The organism is Lysinibacillus sp. A1 (genome assembly GCF_000801965.1).
GTDB classification, from domain to species: domain Bacteria; phylum Bacillota; class Bacilli; order Bacillales_A; family Planococcaceae; genus Lysinibacillus; species Lysinibacillus fusiformis.
The window spans coordinates 43,787-60,870 of the sequence record NZ_JSZM01000020.1; the positions used below are offsets into that span (position 1 = coordinate 43,787).

Annotated in this window: 18 protein-coding genes; 10 read left to right on the top strand and 8 right to left on the bottom strand. The window is 37.1% G+C overall.

The features are described from left to right. The first annotated feature begins 144 nt into the window (after positions 1-144). The 3 genes from PI85_RS16395 to PI85_RS16405 all read left to right on the top strand — a co-directional run bounded on the left by PI85_RS16395 (position 145) and on the right by PI85_RS16405 (position 2,084). Positions 145-870 (top strand): amino acid ABC transporter permease, encoded by a 726-nt coding sequence (locus PI85_RS16395; RefSeq protein ID WP_008181226.1) that lies wholly within the window; start codon positions 145-147, stop codon positions 868-870. Between the two features lie 12 nt (positions 871-882). Next, the gene (locus PI85_RS16400) at positions 883-1,614 is read left to right on the top strand and encodes an amino acid ABC transporter ATP-binding protein (protein ID WP_036125746.1); all 732 of its coding nucleotides are present in this window, start codon (positions 883-885) and stop codon (positions 1,612-1,614) included. A 272-nt stretch (positions 1,615-1,886) separates the two neighbouring features. Beyond that, positions 1,887-2,084 carry a DUF6501 family protein gene (locus tag PI85_RS16405; protein WP_012294410.1) on the top strand — a complete coding sequence of 66 codons (198 nt, stop codon included), beginning with the start codon at positions 1,887-1,889 and terminating at the stop codon, positions 2,082-2,084. A gap of 49 nt (positions 2,085-2,133) precedes the next feature. Here the strand turns inward: PI85_RS16405 and PI85_RS16410 are convergent, their stop codons facing one another. From PI85_RS16410 to PI85_RS16430, 4 genes are all read right to left on the bottom strand, one after another. Continuing rightward, a complete protein-coding gene (locus PI85_RS16410) occupies positions 2,134-3,204 on the bottom strand; it encodes a toxic anion resistance protein (protein ID WP_036125747.1) in 1,071 nt (356 codons plus the stop codon). Beyond that, the gene (locus PI85_RS16415) at positions 3,201-3,851 is read right to left on the bottom strand and encodes a 5-bromo-4-chloroindolyl phosphate hydrolysis family protein (protein ID WP_025115387.1); all 651 of its coding nucleotides are present in this window, start codon (positions 3,849-3,851) and stop codon (positions 3,201-3,203) included. Before PI85_RS16415 ends, PI85_RS16410 begins: the two co-directional genes overlap by 4 nt. A 664-nt stretch (positions 3,852-4,515) precedes the next feature. After that, positions 4,516-4,797 carry an acylphosphatase gene (locus tag PI85_RS16425; RefSeq protein WP_025115385.1) on the bottom strand — a complete coding sequence of 94 codons (282 nt, stop codon included), beginning with the start codon at positions 4,795-4,797 and terminating at the stop codon, positions 4,516-4,518. A gap of 44 nt (positions 4,798-4,841) precedes the next feature. Next, positions 4,842-6,569, bottom strand: coding sequence for a methyl-accepting chemotaxis protein (locus PI85_RS16430; RefSeq protein ID WP_036125751.1), 1,728 nt, complete (start codon positions 6,567-6,569; stop codon positions 4,842-4,844). An 87-nt stretch (positions 6,570-6,656) separates the two neighbouring features. Here PI85_RS16430 and PI85_RS16435 point away from each other — a divergent pair, with 87 nt between their 5' ends. From PI85_RS16435 to PI85_RS16445, 3 genes are all read left to right on the top strand, one after another. Beyond that, positions 6,657-6,977 carry a DUF1033 family protein gene (locus PI85_RS16435; RefSeq protein ID WP_225316193.1) on the top strand — a complete coding sequence of 107 codons (321 nt, stop codon included), beginning with the start codon at positions 6,657-6,659 and terminating at the stop codon, positions 6,975-6,977. Positions 6,978-7,199: 222 nt separating this feature from the next. Next, complete coding sequence (locus PI85_RS16440; protein WP_004230088.1) at positions 7,200-7,400, top strand: cold-shock protein; 201 nt, start codon at positions 7,200-7,202, stop codon at positions 7,398-7,400. A 326-nt stretch (positions 7,401-7,726) separates the two neighbouring features. Continuing rightward, the gene (locus PI85_RS16445; RefSeq protein WP_036125754.1) at positions 7,727-8,212 is read left to right on the top strand and encodes a YkvA family protein; all 486 of its coding nucleotides are present in this window, start codon (positions 7,727-7,729) and stop codon (positions 8,210-8,212) included. A 62-nt stretch (positions 8,213-8,274) separates the two neighbouring features. Here PI85_RS16445 and PI85_RS16450 read toward each other — a convergent pair whose 3' ends face one another. Both PI85_RS16450 and PI85_RS16455 read right to left on the bottom strand, forming a co-directional pair. Beyond that, positions 8,275-9,099 carry a S1C family serine protease gene (locus PI85_RS16450; protein ID WP_036125755.1) on the bottom strand — a complete coding sequence of 275 codons (825 nt, stop codon included), beginning with the start codon at positions 9,097-9,099 and terminating at the stop codon, positions 8,275-8,277. A gap of 58 nt (positions 9,100-9,157) precedes the next feature. After that, the gene (locus PI85_RS16455) at positions 9,158-9,766 is read right to left on the bottom strand and encodes a hypothetical protein (protein ID WP_036125756.1); all 609 of its coding nucleotides are present in this window, start codon (positions 9,764-9,766) and stop codon (positions 9,158-9,160) included. A 169-nt stretch (positions 9,767-9,935) separates the two neighbouring features. Here PI85_RS16455 and PI85_RS16460 point away from each other — a divergent pair, with 169 nt between their 5' ends. From PI85_RS16460 to PI85_RS16475, 4 genes are all read left to right on the top strand, one after another. Continuing rightward, positions 9,936-10,406 (top strand): DinB family protein, encoded by a 471-nt coding sequence (locus PI85_RS16460; protein WP_036125758.1) that lies wholly within the window; start codon positions 9,936-9,938, stop codon positions 10,404-10,406. 79 nt (positions 10,407-10,485) lie between these two features. After that, on the top strand, positions 10,486-11,043 hold the full coding sequence (locus PI85_RS16465; protein WP_036125760.1) for a TetR/AcrR family transcriptional regulator: 558 nt from the start codon (positions 10,486-10,488) through the stop codon (positions 11,041-11,043). A 20-nt stretch (positions 11,044-11,063) separates the two neighbouring features. Next, the gene (gene fabF / locus PI85_RS16470) at positions 11,064-12,299 is read left to right on the top strand and encodes a beta-ketoacyl-ACP synthase II (protein ID WP_036125762.1); all 1,236 of its coding nucleotides are present in this window, start codon (positions 11,064-11,066) and stop codon (positions 12,297-12,299) included. 162 nt (positions 12,300-12,461) lie between these two features. Continuing rightward, positions 12,462-13,205: an amidohydrolase gene (locus PI85_RS16475; protein WP_036125765.1), complete on the top strand. Its 744-nt coding sequence runs from the start codon at positions 12,462-12,464 to the stop codon at positions 13,203-13,205. A 49-nt stretch (positions 13,206-13,254) separates the two neighbouring features. Here the strand turns inward: PI85_RS16475 and PI85_RS16480 are convergent, their stop codons facing one another. Together PI85_RS16480 and PI85_RS16485 are read right to left on the bottom strand one after the other, a co-directional pair. Continuing rightward, positions 13,255-14,859: an ABC-F family ATP-binding cassette domain-containing protein gene (locus PI85_RS16480; protein ID WP_036125767.1), complete on the bottom strand. Its 1,605-nt coding sequence runs from the start codon at positions 14,857-14,859 to the stop codon at positions 13,255-13,257. A gap of 96 nt (positions 14,860-14,955) precedes the next feature. Further along, complete coding sequence (locus tag PI85_RS16485) at positions 14,956-16,140, bottom strand: tyrosine-type recombinase/integrase (RefSeq protein WP_036125769.1); 1,185 nt, start codon at positions 16,138-16,140, stop codon at positions 14,956-14,958. Positions 16,141-17,084: the final 944 nt, after the last annotated feature.

The window sequence follows — 17,084 nt, forward strand, 5'->3', positions numbered from 1 at the left end:
TCCGTGCACTATCATTTCATCATTATTAAAATGAGGACCTCTCTACATAATGATAATGTCCTAGCGAAATAAAACATAGACTAGTAGAAAGAGCTAGGGCACGAAAAAGATAGCAAGCAACATGACATTGTTAGGAGGAACATCATGAGTCTTGAATGGATACTTTCAATTATTGAAAACAACTGGCAAATGTTTTTACGAGGTGCGTATTATACGTTACTAATTTCGACTATCAGTACAATTATTGGTGCATTTATCGGATTTTTCATCGGAATTATGCATACGATTCCAGTTCGTAAAAAAGGTGTGAAATTTTATGGCTTAAAGCTTATTAATTTTATACTCACATGCTATGTTGAATTTTTCCGTGGTACACCAATGATTGTACAGGCTATGGTTGTCTACTATGGATTAGATATTGCATTTGGCATAGACATGCACTTTATTACAGCGGGGATTTTAGTCGTTTCGCTTAATACAGGTGCCTATATGGCAGAAATTGTTCGCGGTGGTATTGTATCAATTGATAATGGTCAATATGAGGCAGCATCAGCTATCGGTATGAATCACTTCCAGATCATGCTTCACGTAGTTTTACCACAAGTAGCGCGTAACGTACTACCTGCGACAGGCAACCAATTAATTATGAATATTAAAGATACAGCCGTATTAAACGTTATCGGAGTAACAGAATTATTCTTCCAAACAAAATCAATCTCCGGTAACAACTTCCGTTATTTTGAATCATTCTTTGTAGCTTGTATTCTTTACTTCATCATGACATTTACAGCATCACGTATTCTGCTATATGTTGAAAAACGATTAGATGGACCAGATGCTTATCAAAAAGAACAAAAAGAAGCAATTTAGGGGGACGCACAAATGGCAGTCATTAAAATCGAGCATTTAAGTAAATCATTTGGACGTAACCAAGTGTTAAAGGATGTTAATTTTCAAGTGGAAAAAGGGGAAGTCGTTTGTTTAATTGGTTCCTCTGGTTCTGGTAAATCCACTTTACTTCGTTGTATTAATTTATTAGAAACACCAAGTGGTGGGCAAATTATTTATCAAGGGGAGGACATCCTAGACGCAAAACACAATATTCAAGAATATCGAACACATCTAGGAATGGTATTCCAGCAATTCAATTTATTTAACAACCACAATGTTTTAAATAATTGTACAGTGGGGCAAATAAAAGTTTTAAAACGTTCCAAAAAGGAAGCAGAGGAAACGGCGCTTAAATATTTAAAAATCGTCGGGATGGATCAATATGTAAACGCAAAGCCTCGACAGCTTTCAGGGGGGCAAAAACAACGCGTAGCCATTGCCCGAGCATTATCCATGAATCCAGAAGTGATGCTTTTTGATGAACCTACATCAGCACTAGACCCTGAGATGGTAGGGGAGGTACTCAAAGTCATGCGACAATTGGCCGATGCAGGCAATACGATGCTAATTGTGACGCATGAGATGGAATTTGCCAAAGAGGTAGCAGATCGTGTAGTCTTTATGGATAAAGGTGTAATTGTCGAAGAGGGCCCACCATCACAAGTGTTAATAAACCCTCAACATGATCGAACGAAAGAGTTTTTAAAACGAACATTAAAGTAGTAGCAACAAATGAAAAAGTGAGTCCTAATAGAGGGACTCACTTACTTTCTAGAATTCCACTCTGCATAAAGGACAAAGCAGATTACAAATGCTATTGCAATAATAAAAAACCATTGCGGTACACCGCCAAAGCTCATCATAACACCTCAAATGTAAAATTATTTTTGGATAGATTAGGTATTGTATTTCTTTTTTCTCCACAAAAGCCTAAAAATATTATAAAATAAGCATTAGACATTAGCTTTATGCTAGTAAAGAGAGGTAGAGAGAATATGTTACATTTAAAATGGAAAGATGCGCCAACATTACGAACAGTGACTTGCAAACATACCAATGCATCAAAATACTTAGTATCAAACGTATTAACAGTTGGAAAAGAATATGAAGTGAAAAATGAAACAGAAGAGTTCATTTTTATCATCGATAACACTGGCAATGTCGGTGGCTACTATAAAGATTATTTTGCATAAAAAGAAGACAGGGTGGTTCAGATCATTTACTGAGCCACCCTTTTTTTCATTAGTCTCTCTGATAGCCTCTTATATCCGTCGCATCTTGCAACTGTTGTTTTTCCTGTTCAGTCGCCGTATGTAGGGCGAAGACATCTTTTATAGCTGTTTGTAGCTCATGCTGTGTTTCCTTGAATTTCGATACTTGCTGCTCAAATGAAGGCCTTGCAAAACGATCCTGTGTCTGTGATAATCGTTCCTCAAGCTGTGCATAGTGATGATCCATATGCATGGAAAGCATCATCGCCAATTGATTTTTCCATAAAGGAATTAGTGTGACAATGGAAAATTCAATTTTTTCAGCTAATGTTTGATTCGCTTGCTGTATCATACGAATTTGTGGTGCTGTTTGAAGGGCTACTTGTTGAGATACCTGTAAATCATAAATGCGTTGATCCAGCCTCTCAATTTGCGCAGCGAAATCATTTAGCTGTTGTATGGCAAGTGGCTGTTTACTTGCTTGGACACTTGTTATTTTTGTAGGAAGCTCCACTTCAATCGCTTGCTGTTTTTTCATTTGACCAGCTGCAATGGCAGTAGCTAGTTCCTCGAAAAAACCTCGATTATGTGTATAAAGCGCTTCTAAATTTTCTACATCTCGAATGAGTTGGAGCTGAGCACGTTCCAATTGGACCCCAATACGTTCCACCTGAATACTAATGCGTTCAAATTCTGTTAGCGTTTGTTTCACAGTAGGCTCTGTTTTACTACCAAATATCTTATTAAAAAAGGTTTGCTTTTTCGGCTCTAAAGCTGTCGGGTCTACACGATCTAAAGTATGCATTAAGGAATCGAGCATTTGGCCGATTTTGGTCACGTCTTTTTGCTTCACCTGCGCTAACATCCGATCTGCAAACTGGGATAGGGAACGCTGTGATTCTTGCCCTAAGGACAGCAAAGATTCAAAATCAGTTAAATCAATTTGGCTAGCATATAGTAAAGCTCGACTTTGCGCAAGAGGCGATAGCGTTTCGTACGTCGCCATCGCCTCAGTTTGTGGAGTTGTGTCTAAATAAGATTGTACTAATGGAGAAAGACCAGGAATGGTATTTAATTGAAAAGCATGTTCATTTGCTGTCATTTATCATCGCCTCGCCAGTCCAATTGTTCTCTACGTCTAAGATTAGAACGATTTGCGAATTCAATCTCCATTTGCAGGTGGTCAATATCATTAGCTAGCGCATCCTTTAAATCAATTTGAATCGTATCATTTAAATCCGTAAGTGTTTCACGCGTTTTGGATAACGTCAATTGAATTTCTTTATCCTTCACCGGCTGCCTAGAAAGCATTGTATACTTATCCGTTAATTCCACTGCTGAAGGTAAATGCGCATAGAAAAAGGGTTCAACATTATAAAACTTACGTGGATCTGTCTTTACAATTTTGACGATATTTTTTGAAATGCGCGTCATCTCAAGTAGTTGTTTAAAAGCCGATACAGAACGTACACGTAAATAGTTTTGACTTAATGTTTGAATTTGCTTATTAGCGGTTGATAATTGTGTTTCAATGTGTTTGAATTCTTCTTTTGTGATACCTGCTATTTGCATAACTTTCTTTTTTTGTCTATGTTTCAGCAACGCTGTACTCGTCGCATATGAACCAGCAAACAGTAAACCACCAAGGAAGAATCCAGGATTTGCTGCAATTGCTGCGATAGAAACAGTTGTTAGCGAAATAACGAAGCTAGCAGTATGTCTAGAAAAAAACTGTCCAACACTAAGCATTGTTTCTTCCTCCTTGCATTTCAATATGTCTATCTTCTTATACGAAATAATCGACATAAAGTTTCAATGTAAAATGAAACCTTACATAAATTTTACTGCGAATCGCAAATTTTCTCAATGATATTACCTAGAATACCTAGGAATAAGTCGTTCATTATTTATGTCCATTTATTTTTAAGAGATTTGGGAACATTATAGCGTATAGATTTTAATTTCTCATGATTAGGTTGATGTGCTGTTTGATTTGAAAATAAACGTAGAAGGCTTGTTTTTTGAAAAACCTATATTTACGGATATTTTTTATTTCCTGTGCCGATTGCCAATAAATGTTTAATTATGCAAAATAAGAAAAATACAGTATAATACAGCTTGTTTGAAATTAGTATCTTGTCAAAAAAGAAAGTGGTGGAATGATGAAGAATAAAAAAGGAATAATTATTGCTAGCATCATACTTTTATACTGTGTGATTGACGTTACCTATACATGTGTATTATATGGAAAAATCAATTGGTCTATATTATTTTTAGCCACATGTATGATTGGTTTAATAGAAGTCGCAATAGCCAATAATAAATTACTTAAACAAAACATAAATCATTAACTAGTAAGGCATGTTGTAATGTCCTACGATGGCCTGACTACTTTGTAAAAAGAAGAGCCAGACTAAACAATGTCTGACTCCATTCGTACATATCCTTTTAAATCATCATACAGCTCTAAAGAAAATGAGTTGGAATCGGCTTGGGGACTAACACCTTTTTGGACGAAAAGAAGGAATTCATTCAGCGCTTTTTCAGCTCCTTCTACTTCAACCTCAATTTGCTCAGCAGCATTCAATCTGCAATACCCTTTTAGCCCTAATTCAATGGCCTTTTGTTTAATAAAGAATCGGTAGCCTGTCCCGTAGACGTCACCAAAAAATTTAATACTTGCTCGTTTATTCAAGGAAATACCTCCTACCAGTAGAGAGAGGGGACGAGCCACTCTCTTTATTGCAGTACTCTTTCTTTTTCTAAATAGGCGATTAGGTTATTAATATAATATAGAACTTGAGTAGACGCTTCATCCACTTCTTTTAGATGGCTATCTGCTTGTGCGATATTGCCAGCTTTAAAGGCTGTCGCCGCGCGCTTCGCGGATTCGTGGACAAGTAAATGATAATTGTCTAAATCATGATAATCCTGTAAATGGCCGAAGCGTTCCACCGTGCGAGAAGCTGTGTACCATTTGCCAAGTCGACATTCTCTATGTGAAGAGACATCGTTTGGCTCAACATGTTCTAGGCCAAGGAACATATTATAAATGCGCCACTTCCATAAAATATGATCAGCTTTAGATAGCTGTAAAAGGGCAATGGATGAAAGCTGGACATTATTATTGGCAATAATATCATTACGGAAACGATTGATTTCTTTCCCTAAAAGGTGAATATCACTTGATGTATTATGACTATAGTCTCGAATATCTTCTTGCAAGCTAGAAATTTCAATCATTCTAGAGGAGACTTCATCAATCGCCGCTGCCTGTTGCTGGGAAATCGCTGCCGTATTGGTCACATCCAAGTTAATACCTTCAATCGCATGGACAATAGCATTCAATAATGGTAACGATTCTTTCGCCTCAACGGTTGCTTCTTTAATGATGGCTGTTGTTTCTGTTATCGAGTCGGAAACGTCATTGGAATAGCTCTTTAAATGGTGAACATTTGTAGAGACCTCGCTTAAAGCCGAGACCGTGCTTTCCGCAAGCTTTCGTACTTCCTGTGCTACGACCGCAAAGCCTTTACCATGTTCACCCGCGCGTGCGGCTTCAATGGAGGCATTTAGTGCTAGTAAATTAGTTTGGTCCGCAATTTGGTTAATCAATGTCACAACTTGTTCAATATCATTTACCCGTTTTTGCAGTTCTGTAAAAGATTCTACAATCGAAGTAAACGTTTCTTCCGTTTTGAAAATTTCTGTTAATGCATGCTCAATTGCATTTTTACCCTGTGTCGCATGGTCAACAGATTCAGTTGTTTTTTCTGATATATGAGAGGACATACGGGCTACTTCATTTATAGAAGCGGCAATTTCTTCAGTCGCAGCTGTAGAGGACTGGATTTCCTCATTTTGCTTATCTAAACTAAATACTAAATCTTTCATATACATGATTTTGGCATTGACATCCATCAAGGATGATACTTCACCTACAACATTCTCAATGATGCGCTCCGTCAAAACTTCCACCAATAGCTCCTGATCGACATTGACAGCAGACTGGAATGATTTCATAAATTGGAAGGCTTTATTGGGCTTCATCCCAAAGTTATGTAAAATATAAGTAGTAATATAGAAGGCAAATTGATTGAAAACGACAATTAATTTACCAGGCTCATATTGATGCTTGCGAAATAAATTGAAAAACTTGACGGTTTCATCCACATACTCGTCATCACGTGTTGCTAGGAAAAATTGCGTTAAATATTGATTTATATTTTCTTCACTAATGGTTAATTGAGAGGTAGGGGATATCTCACTTAAATAATGGTGAAAAATGGCATTCATAGAAGGGGTAATATCTTTAAGCTTTTCATAGAGCGTCTTTAAATGCTCTTCATCTTGCGAATTGAAATGATTAAATGCCAATGTTTGATGAAATCGGCCTGTTGCACGTAAATCAGTACCACGCTTTAGTAGTTCTTCTAGCTCAGCTTTAGGTCGAATGCTTGAAAACATATAAAAACCTCCAAAAATTATGTATAATAAGGTAATAATAGCATAATTCAGGTGGTTTTAATAGACATTTCAGGTGTGTTTGCTAAAATGAAAATATCTTATGACAGCAAGGAATGGGCAAATATGTATACAATTATTTACATGAAAGCGGACTATGAGCCTTGGTGGAAATTTGAGGGCTGGGAAGCTTTTATTCAAACACACGATACATTTGAAGCAAAGGAGCAGTTTGAGCTGGCTTTACAGCATAAACTAGCACACTTTCGCTCAACATATGATAATGAAGTAGTAAAAGAAGGGCAATATTGGGCTTTTTGGTCAGAGGATGAAAGCTTCTTCTGTGAGGCATGTGATGATGACGCACAAGTATATCATGGAATTATTGCATGTAAAATGGAAGAAAAGTAAAATAATTTTGAAATAAAGTAAAAAAACAATTTTCTTTATTTGACAAAATTATGAATGCTGGTTATACTTAGGTTAACAATTTAATTGCTTCACCGGAAACATGAATTCACATATTACAAAAAGTGATCGCGTTAGTACGGTACTCTTTGTAATATGTGAATTTTTTTCAATCGCTGAAGAAATTACATATTGTTCACTTTTATTTTTTGGAGGTTTTCTTAAATGAAACAAGGTACAGTAAAATGGTTTAACTCAGAAAAAGGTTTTGGATTCATCGAAGTTGAAGGTGAAAACGACGTATTCGTACACTTCTCAGCTATCCAAGGCGAAGGTTTCAAAACACTTGACGAAGGTCAAAAAGTGGAATTCGAAGTTGTAGATGGCAACCGCGGACCACAAGCTGCTAACGTAACTAAACTTTAATTCTCAGAAATTAAAATTACTTTCGTTAAACCCAGACATCCTATGCAAATAGGATGTCTTTTTTTATATCATCGCAATGTTCAATGATTATAAATCTTAAAATAGGATAAATATAAAGTAGTGCTGTTGGCAAAGTTAATAGCGCGGTGGAAGTGCTGTCTAGAAGCGCAAGGGTGACGAAGTGACGGATAACGCGCTAAGATTCGAATAGGATTTGAAGAGTGGCAAATAGCCCGCAAAATGTGCTAAAAAGCACCTCAAAAGGTAACTAAATAGCGCCACAAAAATAGCACACAAAGTACTTACTATTGGAGGTTGATTGATTGATGGAAGATTTAATGAAATTACCGAATGATCAGGAACAGCAGGATTTTTATCAGAAGTTACGTACAAAATTAGTTGGTTTTCTTGGGTCGAAGAAGGGCAAGAGTAGTAAATTTACACCGTATTTAATGTTTGTGCCTGATTTATTTCATTTATTAGTTAAAACGTTAACAGATGCAGGGGTGGATAAGAAAAGTCGGGCGTTGATTGGTGCGTCGATTGCGTATTTTGTGTTTCCGTTGGATTTGATGCCTGAGGGGATATTAGGGTTTGGTGGTTATTTGGATGATATCGTGTTGGCGACGTTTGTGGTGAATACGATTATTAATAAAGTAGGACCGGAAGTGGTGGAAAAGCATTGGACAGGGGATGATAATCTTTTGCATGCGCTCCAAAAGGTTGCGGAGGTTAGTGATGAGGTCGTTAGTAAAATACCTGTGAAATCGGCCATTGCTCAGTTTGTGAAACAGGAAAGTAAGGATAAATAATATTATTATGTAAACACAAAATAACTTCAACACCAATAAAAATGAACCTGCACTTTACAGGTTCATTTTTTGTTGGATTGTTCTAAAATATGGTGTAGTTGTTGGACGGGGACAAATAGGCCAACTCGTCCTATAGGTTCATATTTCATCGTGGCAAAGATGATTCCGATGACTTCACCCTGTTGATCAATGACGGGGCTGCCACTATTGCCACGGTAAACTGGGGCTTTCAGCATCATTACAGGTACTTGCCAATCATCTAATTGAATGGATTCCAGCAAAGTTCCCTCATTAGCTATTCCAGTAAAGGCAAGGGGGTTACCAATAAAATGGATATGCTCATTTTCAGGGAAGGTTGGATCAGCTGCTAGTGGAAGATAGGGAAGCTGATCTGCTTGAACTTGCAATAAGGCTAAATCAACATTCGGATAGCTCTCAATTAATGTTGCTTCCATTACTCCCTCATCAGGAAATACAACGGATAATGTCTGTGCTTGCTCTACCACATGGGCATTGGTGACAATGAGACCGTCCGGTGAGATGGCGAAACCTGTTCCTTTACTGGAACCTGTCGAAATTTCTACGATAGCTTTTTTATAAGTTTGTATATCCTCTTGTGCTGATAGCTTAGTTGATACTTTGATAAATTCGATAGCCGGAATAGAATAAATTTGAAAAATAATCGCGAATGTATTAAAAAACAATACGAATGCCATACTCCATACAATCCAGCGTACGAATGGCTTGGGCTTTTTTGCTTTTTTGCCATAAAGACGTTCTTCTTGCTCTTGAGCTAATGCTTTTTGTTGCTCAGTTAACACCAGCTCAATAAATTCTTCTTCTGTTAATTCTTCCTGCTCATTAGCAGACTTATGTAGGTCACTCATAGGATGCCTCCTTTTGCTACATAATAGGCGCCCAAGCAGGACGCCTATCATCATCATACTACTCTATTTTTTGTAAGGTGGAAGTCACGACAAATGGCTGCTCTTGATCAGACTCCATCGTATCTTCGATTTTGATGAGGCCAACCCCTTGTGCAAAATACTTGGTCGTTATGAATTGATCTTCAGTGCGTGTAAGTTGGATGGCATTCGTATAGACTTTTGTTCCTGTATCGACTTGAGCAGTTGTTGATTGAATGGTCCAGCCTTCAAAGCTTGTTCCTACTTGTATCGGTTGCTGCAGTATCGTTTCTAGCACAGGGTAGGCTGCAACCTCAGATATACTAGGCAAGCTTGGATTACTGTCAACGGGTTCACGATAGACAAGCTCAATCTTTGAATCTGTCATGCGATAAATTTTTAATAGGGTCACACCACCATTATCTTCCACTTGAGCGATATGTTGCGTATCGATATAGGTAGTTTGTAGAGTAAAGCTGGCAAATTCATTTCCCTCTCCTTGAAAATATGCGACAGAGCCATCAGGTGGGAAATAGGTGAGTAATGACACTTGATCTTGAACAGCTGGGTGCACAGGTTCTTTTTTCATTTCTTCTTGGCACCCTGCCAATAAAAATACAAGAGCAAGAACGATAATAGAATGCTTCATTGGCACACTCCCTTGCTACTTTTTATTAATTATACGTGAATGTTGGGCATTATACGAATCATAGCTAAAATACCAATAATATTATTATGTAAACTAAAAGCGCAAAACTTGTAACTATGAAAAAAATTAACTAAGATAGAATTGTAGTTAAAAATTGGGGGGCATGGTTATGTATAGACAAGCGGATGATTTTTTACAGGAATGGACGATGGCTGCAGAGGGAACGCTGAAAGTATTACAGGCAGTAACGGACGATAAGTTAGATCAAAGTATTGTAGAGGGACATAGTACACTTGGCTGGCTTGGTTGGCATTTAGTTGGAGCGGCTGGATATTTTAGTTATTTAGCAGGCTTAAAGGTTCCGATGATTCGTCAAGAAGACCCTGTACCAACGACAGCTATAGAAATCGTACAAGCATATGAGAAAGTTGTAAATGGTATAAAAGAGGAAGCGGCAAAGCTTTCAAATGAAGATTTACTAGAAGTTGTAAATGGCTTTACAGGGCCAATACCAAAGGGCGCTTTATTACGTGCATTAATCGATCATCAAACGCATCATCGCGGTCAAATGACAGTTCTACTTCGTCAAGCTGGTTTACCAGTACCAGGTGTTATGGGACCAACACAAGAAATGAAATAGACTTTAATTACAGCAGATAAATAACCTATCTGCTGTATTTTAATTTGACACTTACCTACTAGTAAGTTAGTATATAGCCATGACAAATAGAAAATCACAAATCATTGAATTAACATTGAAGAATATTCAAGAAAAAGGTTTCACATCATTTAGTTATGACCATTTAGCGAAAGAGCTTGGTGTAACAAAAGCGAGCATTCATTATCATTTTGAAAAGAAGGAAGACTTAGGAGTCGCTGTTTGCGAAAGAATTCAAAAAGGATTAGGGGAGGCTTATACAGTAATTAAGGAATCTACAGTAGCAGCTGAGGAAAAACCTTTCGCCTTTATTTTAAGACGGATTACATTTCTAGAACAAGATGGTGTTTGCCCGATTTCTGCATTACAGGCGGACTATCAAGAATTGTCACCTGCGATGCAAGAAAAAGTTCAACAGCTTAGCCAAATGGAAGTAGATGTTTTAGTGGATTTACTACAAGATGCTAAGAAACATGGTTCACTTCAGTCGACAATGGATTTAGAGGCATTAGCCATCCTGCTTATTTCGAGTACGAAGGGTGCTTTGCAATACAAACGGGTTTTAGGGGAAGATTTCTTTCACAAAATGTTGGAGCAATTAAAGGAACTGTTAAAGTAAACGAAAAAGGAGAGGAATATATGGTACGTAGAGTAGTTGTCACAGGATATGGTGTTATCTCACCACTAGGTCAAACAGTATCAGCCTTGTGGGAGAACATTAAAGAAGGAAAATCAGGTATTACAAAGTTAGAAGCGGAGGAATTCGGCGGCATTCAAACACAAATTGCTGGTTCTATCACTGACTTTGATGCTACTCAATATATGGATAAAAAGGAATTAAGTAAATACGATCTTTTTATTCAATATGCACTGGCTGCATCTCAGCAGGCTTTGGAGCAAGCAAACATAAATATGGAGCAAGTTAATAAGGAACGACTAGGTGTTTATATTGGCTCAGGTATTGGGGGAATTGAGACGATTTTAGCGAATCATCAAGCCATGCTCGATAATGGACCAAGGAAGGTGTCACCGTTTATGGTGCCGATGATGATTAGCAATATGGCCGCAGGGATTATCGCGATTAAAACAGGCTTCAAAGGGCCAAGCTTCTCACCAGTTTCCGCTTGTGCAACGGGTAACCAAGCAATTGGTGAAGCGTTTTTAAACATTCGCCATGGCTATGCAGATGGAATTTTAGCTGGAGGGGCTGAGGCACCGATAAATCCGCTGAGCTTTGCTGGATTTTCCCGTATGAAGGCGATGTCTACTAGGAACGATGCGCCAGAACAAGCTAGCCGACCATTCGATAGCCATCGCGACGGCTTCGTCATGTCAGAGGGGGCAGGGGTTGTGTTCCTAGAGGAATATGAACATGCTAAGCAAAGGGGCGCTACGATTCTTGGAGAAATCGTAGGCTATGGGGTGACGACTGATGCTTTCCATATTACAGCTCCTGATTTTACTGGGGCAGCTAATGCGATGAAACTAGCCTTAAGCATGGGTGACATTGATGTGACGGCTGTCGATTATATCAATGCGCATGGTACTAGTACACCAGAGGGAGACAAGTCGGAAACAAAGGCGATTAAAAGCGTATTTGGTGAGCATGCCTATCAATTAAAAGTGAGCTCCACGAAGTCGATGACAGGCCATCTTTTTGGCGCAGCTGGCGGAATCGAGGCCATCATTACTTTAAAAAGTATTATGGAAGGTATCATTCCACCAACGATCAATTACGAAACGCCAGATCCAGAGTGTGATTTGAATTATGTTCCTAACGAGGCGCTTCATCAAACCGTCAACATTGCTTTGTCTAACGGTTTTGGCTTTGGTGGTCATAATGCTGTGTTGGCTTTTAAAAAGTTTGAGGAATAATAGTACACAATGGTATGAAATGAATGTTTCATACCATTTTTTATTGTCTTTATTAAATGACCTATACATCTATGATAAGTTCTACTTATGAGATTGCGCAGATAATCAATATTTTCGCTTATGTGCTTTCTATGATATGTTAATAAAGAAGGGGGATGGATAATGAGAATTTTTGATGCACATTTTCATATTATTGATTTTGATTTTCCGATTATAGAAAATCAAGGATACACACCACCGAGCTATATAGTAGAGGACTATCAAAAGGAAACAGCTCTTTTCAATATAGAGGGGGGCGCCATTGTTTCTGGTTCCTTTCAAGGATTTGATCAAAATTATTTACTGAAGGCTTTGAAACAACTAGGTCCCGCTTTTTGTGGGGTGACGCAATTACCGTATACAGTGACAGATGATGAAATCCTTCATTTACATAAAAATGGAGTAAGGGCATTGCGCTTCAATATTCAACGAGGCGGTTCAGAGGATTTGTCAAAACTCGATAGCTTTGCAAGAAGAGTGTATGAGTTGGCGGGGTGGCATAGTGAACTTTATATAGATGCCAAATATTTACCTGAGATTGCTTCCACAATTGAAGCATTACCAGCCATTTCAGTTGACCATCTAGGCTTATCGGAGGAAGGTTTACCACATTTGCTAAAGCTTGTAGAGAAAGGTGTACGTGTGAAAGCGACTGGTTTTGGTCGGGTAGAATTGAATGTGAAAAATGCTTTGCAAACCATCTATAGCATTCATCCAGATGCGTTAATGTTTGGGACAGATTTGCCATCGACACGAGCAAAACGACCTTTTGAATTTGAGGATGTTGAATTGATTCAAGAGCTTTTTGATGAACAGGCTGCGGATAAAATTCTCTATCAAAATGCTAGAAAATGGTATGACAAGTAAATGCAAAAAATCCTCTACCCAAACATTCGGTAGAGGATTTTTATTGGAATTAGTTTAAACCTTCGCGATCTTTCCACTCTAAGAATTCATCATATGTTAATTGCTTATCTAAAATTGAACCGTCTTCACGGATTTCAATTACACGGTTAGCAATTGTTTGAATGAACTGGTGGTCATGAGATGTGAAAATCATAGCCCCTTTGAAACGAATTAAGCCTTCGTTCAATGCTTGAATAGATTCAAGGTCAAGGTGGTTTGTTGGTTCATCTAGTAAAATCACGTTCGCTGTGGCAAGCATCATTTTTGATAACATACAACGAACTTTTTCGCCTCCTGATAGTACAGAAGGTGATTTTTTCACTTCTTCACCAGAGAACAACATGCGTCCTAGGAAACCACGTAGGAAGCTTTCTGTTTCATCATCAGGAGAATATTGGCGTAACCATTCTACTAATGACTTTTCTGTTCCTTCAAAGTACTTGTCATGATCGTTTTCGAAGTAGCTTTGTGAAGTGGTTACACCCCATTTAAATGTACCTGCATCTGCTTCTTTATCTTCCATTAAGATATCAAGAAGCGCTGTTTTAGCAAGTGGGCTACCAAGTAAAACGATTTTATCATCTTTGTTCATCGAGAAACGAATATCTTTAAACAGTGAATCGCCTTCATGAGTGGCAGTTAGACCTTCAACTGTTAATACATCATTCCCGATATCACGACCAATTTGGAAGTTGATGAAAGGATATTTACGGCTTGATGGCTTAATGTCATCTAACTCGATTTTATCCAGCATTTTTTTACGAGATGTCGCTTGCTTCGATTTAGAAGCATTCGCAGAGAATCGTGCGATAAACGCTTGTAATTCTTTAATTTTTTCTTCTTTTTTAGAATTTTGGTCTTGAGCCATTTTTTGAGCTAATTGAGAAGATTCATACCAGAAATCATAGTTACCCACATATAATTGGATTTTAGAGAAGTCCAAATCAGCAATATGTGTACATACTTTGTTTAAGAAGTGACGGTCATGGGACACAACGATGACTGTGTTTTCAAAGTTAATTAAGAACTCTTCTAACCATTGGATAGCTTTTAAGTCAAGGTGGTTGGTAGGCTCATCGAGTAACAGTACATCAGGCTGACCAAATAGGGCCTGCGAAAGTAATACTTTTACTTTATCTGAACCTTCAAGATCACCCATTAGCATGTAGTGAAGGTCATCTGAGATACCTAAACCGTTTAATAATGTCGCTGCCTCTGACTCAGCTTCCCAACCGTTTAGCTCTGCAAATTCACCTTCTAGCTCAGCGGCACGCATACCATCCTCATCTGAGAAATCTTCCTTTGCATAGATAGCATCTTTTTCTGTTTTTACGTCATAGAGGCGTTTATTCCCCATAATAACAGTGTCAAGCACTGTATAATCATCGTATTCAAAATGGTTTTGTTTGAGGACAGATAAACGTTCGTCCTTGCCCATTGATACGTTACCTTCTTGTGCTTCAATTTCACCAGAAAGAATTTTTAAGAATGTTGATTTACCAGCACCGTTTGCCCCAATTAAACCATAGCAGTTACCTGGTGTGAATTTTATATTTACGTCTTCAAATAGTTTACGATCGCCATAGCGAAGACCTACATTACTAACTTGAATCATGCAAGTTCCTCCTTTTTTCACAATGGCACTAGTATATCATGAAATATGTTCCATAGTCTATAAACATTATGACAGCAAGGTTTATTGGCACTTGTTTTATTGAATAGCCCCAGTTCTTGCCCCAGCTTGCTGTAAGCTGTTACTGAATAAAGCTACGGATTCCGTTTCCATTTCTTTTAAAACATGTCCGTATACTTTATAAATCATATCAGGTGTATTTCCCAGTCTTTCAGAAATTACTTTCACATTCATTCCTTGAAGTAATAAGATGGTGCAATGTGTGTGACGTAATCCGTGCAAAGTAATTTTGGGAATAAGAGTTCTTTTTGTAATTCTATCAACTATTTTTTTTGTTCGTTCAGCGGATAACGGTTCAAATGAGTTAGCGGAGAGAAAGACAAATGTACTTTCAGTTAATTTTTTGCCACAGGAAAACAATAAACCTTTACACCATTTTTGGTAGACTTCTAATTGCTTCATCACTATATTATCAACTAGAATGGTTCTATAACTGTTATTTGTTTTAGGTGAGCGTACTCCTTTATCGTCTCGGGTACGCTCAATAGTAATTGTATTATTCGTAAAGTTGATATTTTGCCATTGTAGTCCCAATGCTTCACCTCTACGAATGCCCGTATAGGCAACTGTCAGTAGAAGGCTATAATTTGTAATATTCTCGTGCTTTTTTGCATCCTCGAGAAATGTAACCAATTGTTCTGGAGAAAGGAAATTTATATTTTCAGTATTGTATTTGTCAGGTTCAGTTATTTTAACTTTTGTAAAGCGATTTCGGGCAATTAGTTCATTTTCCACAGCTGCATTAATAGCTATTTTGAAAATACTATGTCGTAAACGTACAGTATTTGAACTGTATCGGCCTTCAAGTTTTGCAATGTATTCACGCTCGTATGTCAATTTATCTAATTGTTGTAATTTGTAATGACCTAAAAGCGGTTTTATATCCATTCGAATAATCATTTCTCTTTGTGTACTTGTACTAATCTTCCATTTTCTATGGTTTATTTCGTACCAAGTATCTAGCCATTCACCAACAGTCAGTCTATCATTTTCTATCTGTTTAGTTTCTCCACGTAACGTTGCAGTTTTTACTTCCATTAAGGCTTTCAATGCTGTTTTTTCAGTTGTAAAACCACTTTTTTTCTTCTCGCGGCGTTTTCCAGAAGCATCGTAATACTTATGTCGAAACATCCATAGTTTTTCTTTATTTGCATTGAAATAGTGATATATTTCGGGTTCTTTTAATGATTTATATAACTTCATACTTGTATCATTCCTTTCATGCGGCAGCGTAAATGGGAATCAAAAATAAAGTAATGAAGTTATGTAGCACCTAATTATGGGCTACTCAAATAATTATAGTTGAAAAAGAGAACTTAAGAAATGATTTTGGCTATCCTTTTCATAAATTTTGTGTTGAAATCAATATATTTTTTTATTTTGAAAAGTGGAGCATTGATGTTCCACAATTTGTTTTTGGAATTGGATTCATAGTCAATATTCTTGTGTATTGGTGAATCATTCCTTTCCAAATTTGAAAAGATACAATTTTTAAAAAAATATTGGACTATAAAAAATTCTGAAATCAACTCTTGCGAAAAGGTTATGATCGATGAATTAGGATATCAACTATATCCAAACAATGAGAAAAGCTGGCTGCAAAAATATATGTTGGAGAATATGACATAGCCTATACCTCTATCATTGTAATTGTAAGTTTGAAATAAAGTCGTACCGTTTAAAATAAAGTTATACCGTTTTACCCCTTTGGATAATTTTAATCTAAAGGGGTGTTTTTATGTCTAAACGAACTATAACATCTAAAGTAGAAAAGTGGATTAAAGAAGGTCGTGATTCTTAAGTTGGACCATGCTTAAACATTCAAGATGTTTCTTTGAAAGATTAATCTACATGTTTAAAAGGAATTAAAACAAATAGACAGCATGAATTTTTATCAGATTTGGAACAGAATTACTTTCATTTAACTAAATATTCGGATTCCGTTGTTGATATTCGATAACAATTTCCTTTATTGCCGTTGGAAGAAACAATTGTCATTGTAGAAGAATTAGGTCTTAAATATCCTACAGACCCAAAAACAAATGAGCCAGATGCGTTGACAACAGATTTTATATTAAAAGTAGACAAAATGATTGGGTAAGTATATGCATGACAACTATTTAATAAGTAAAAAATACCAACTATAT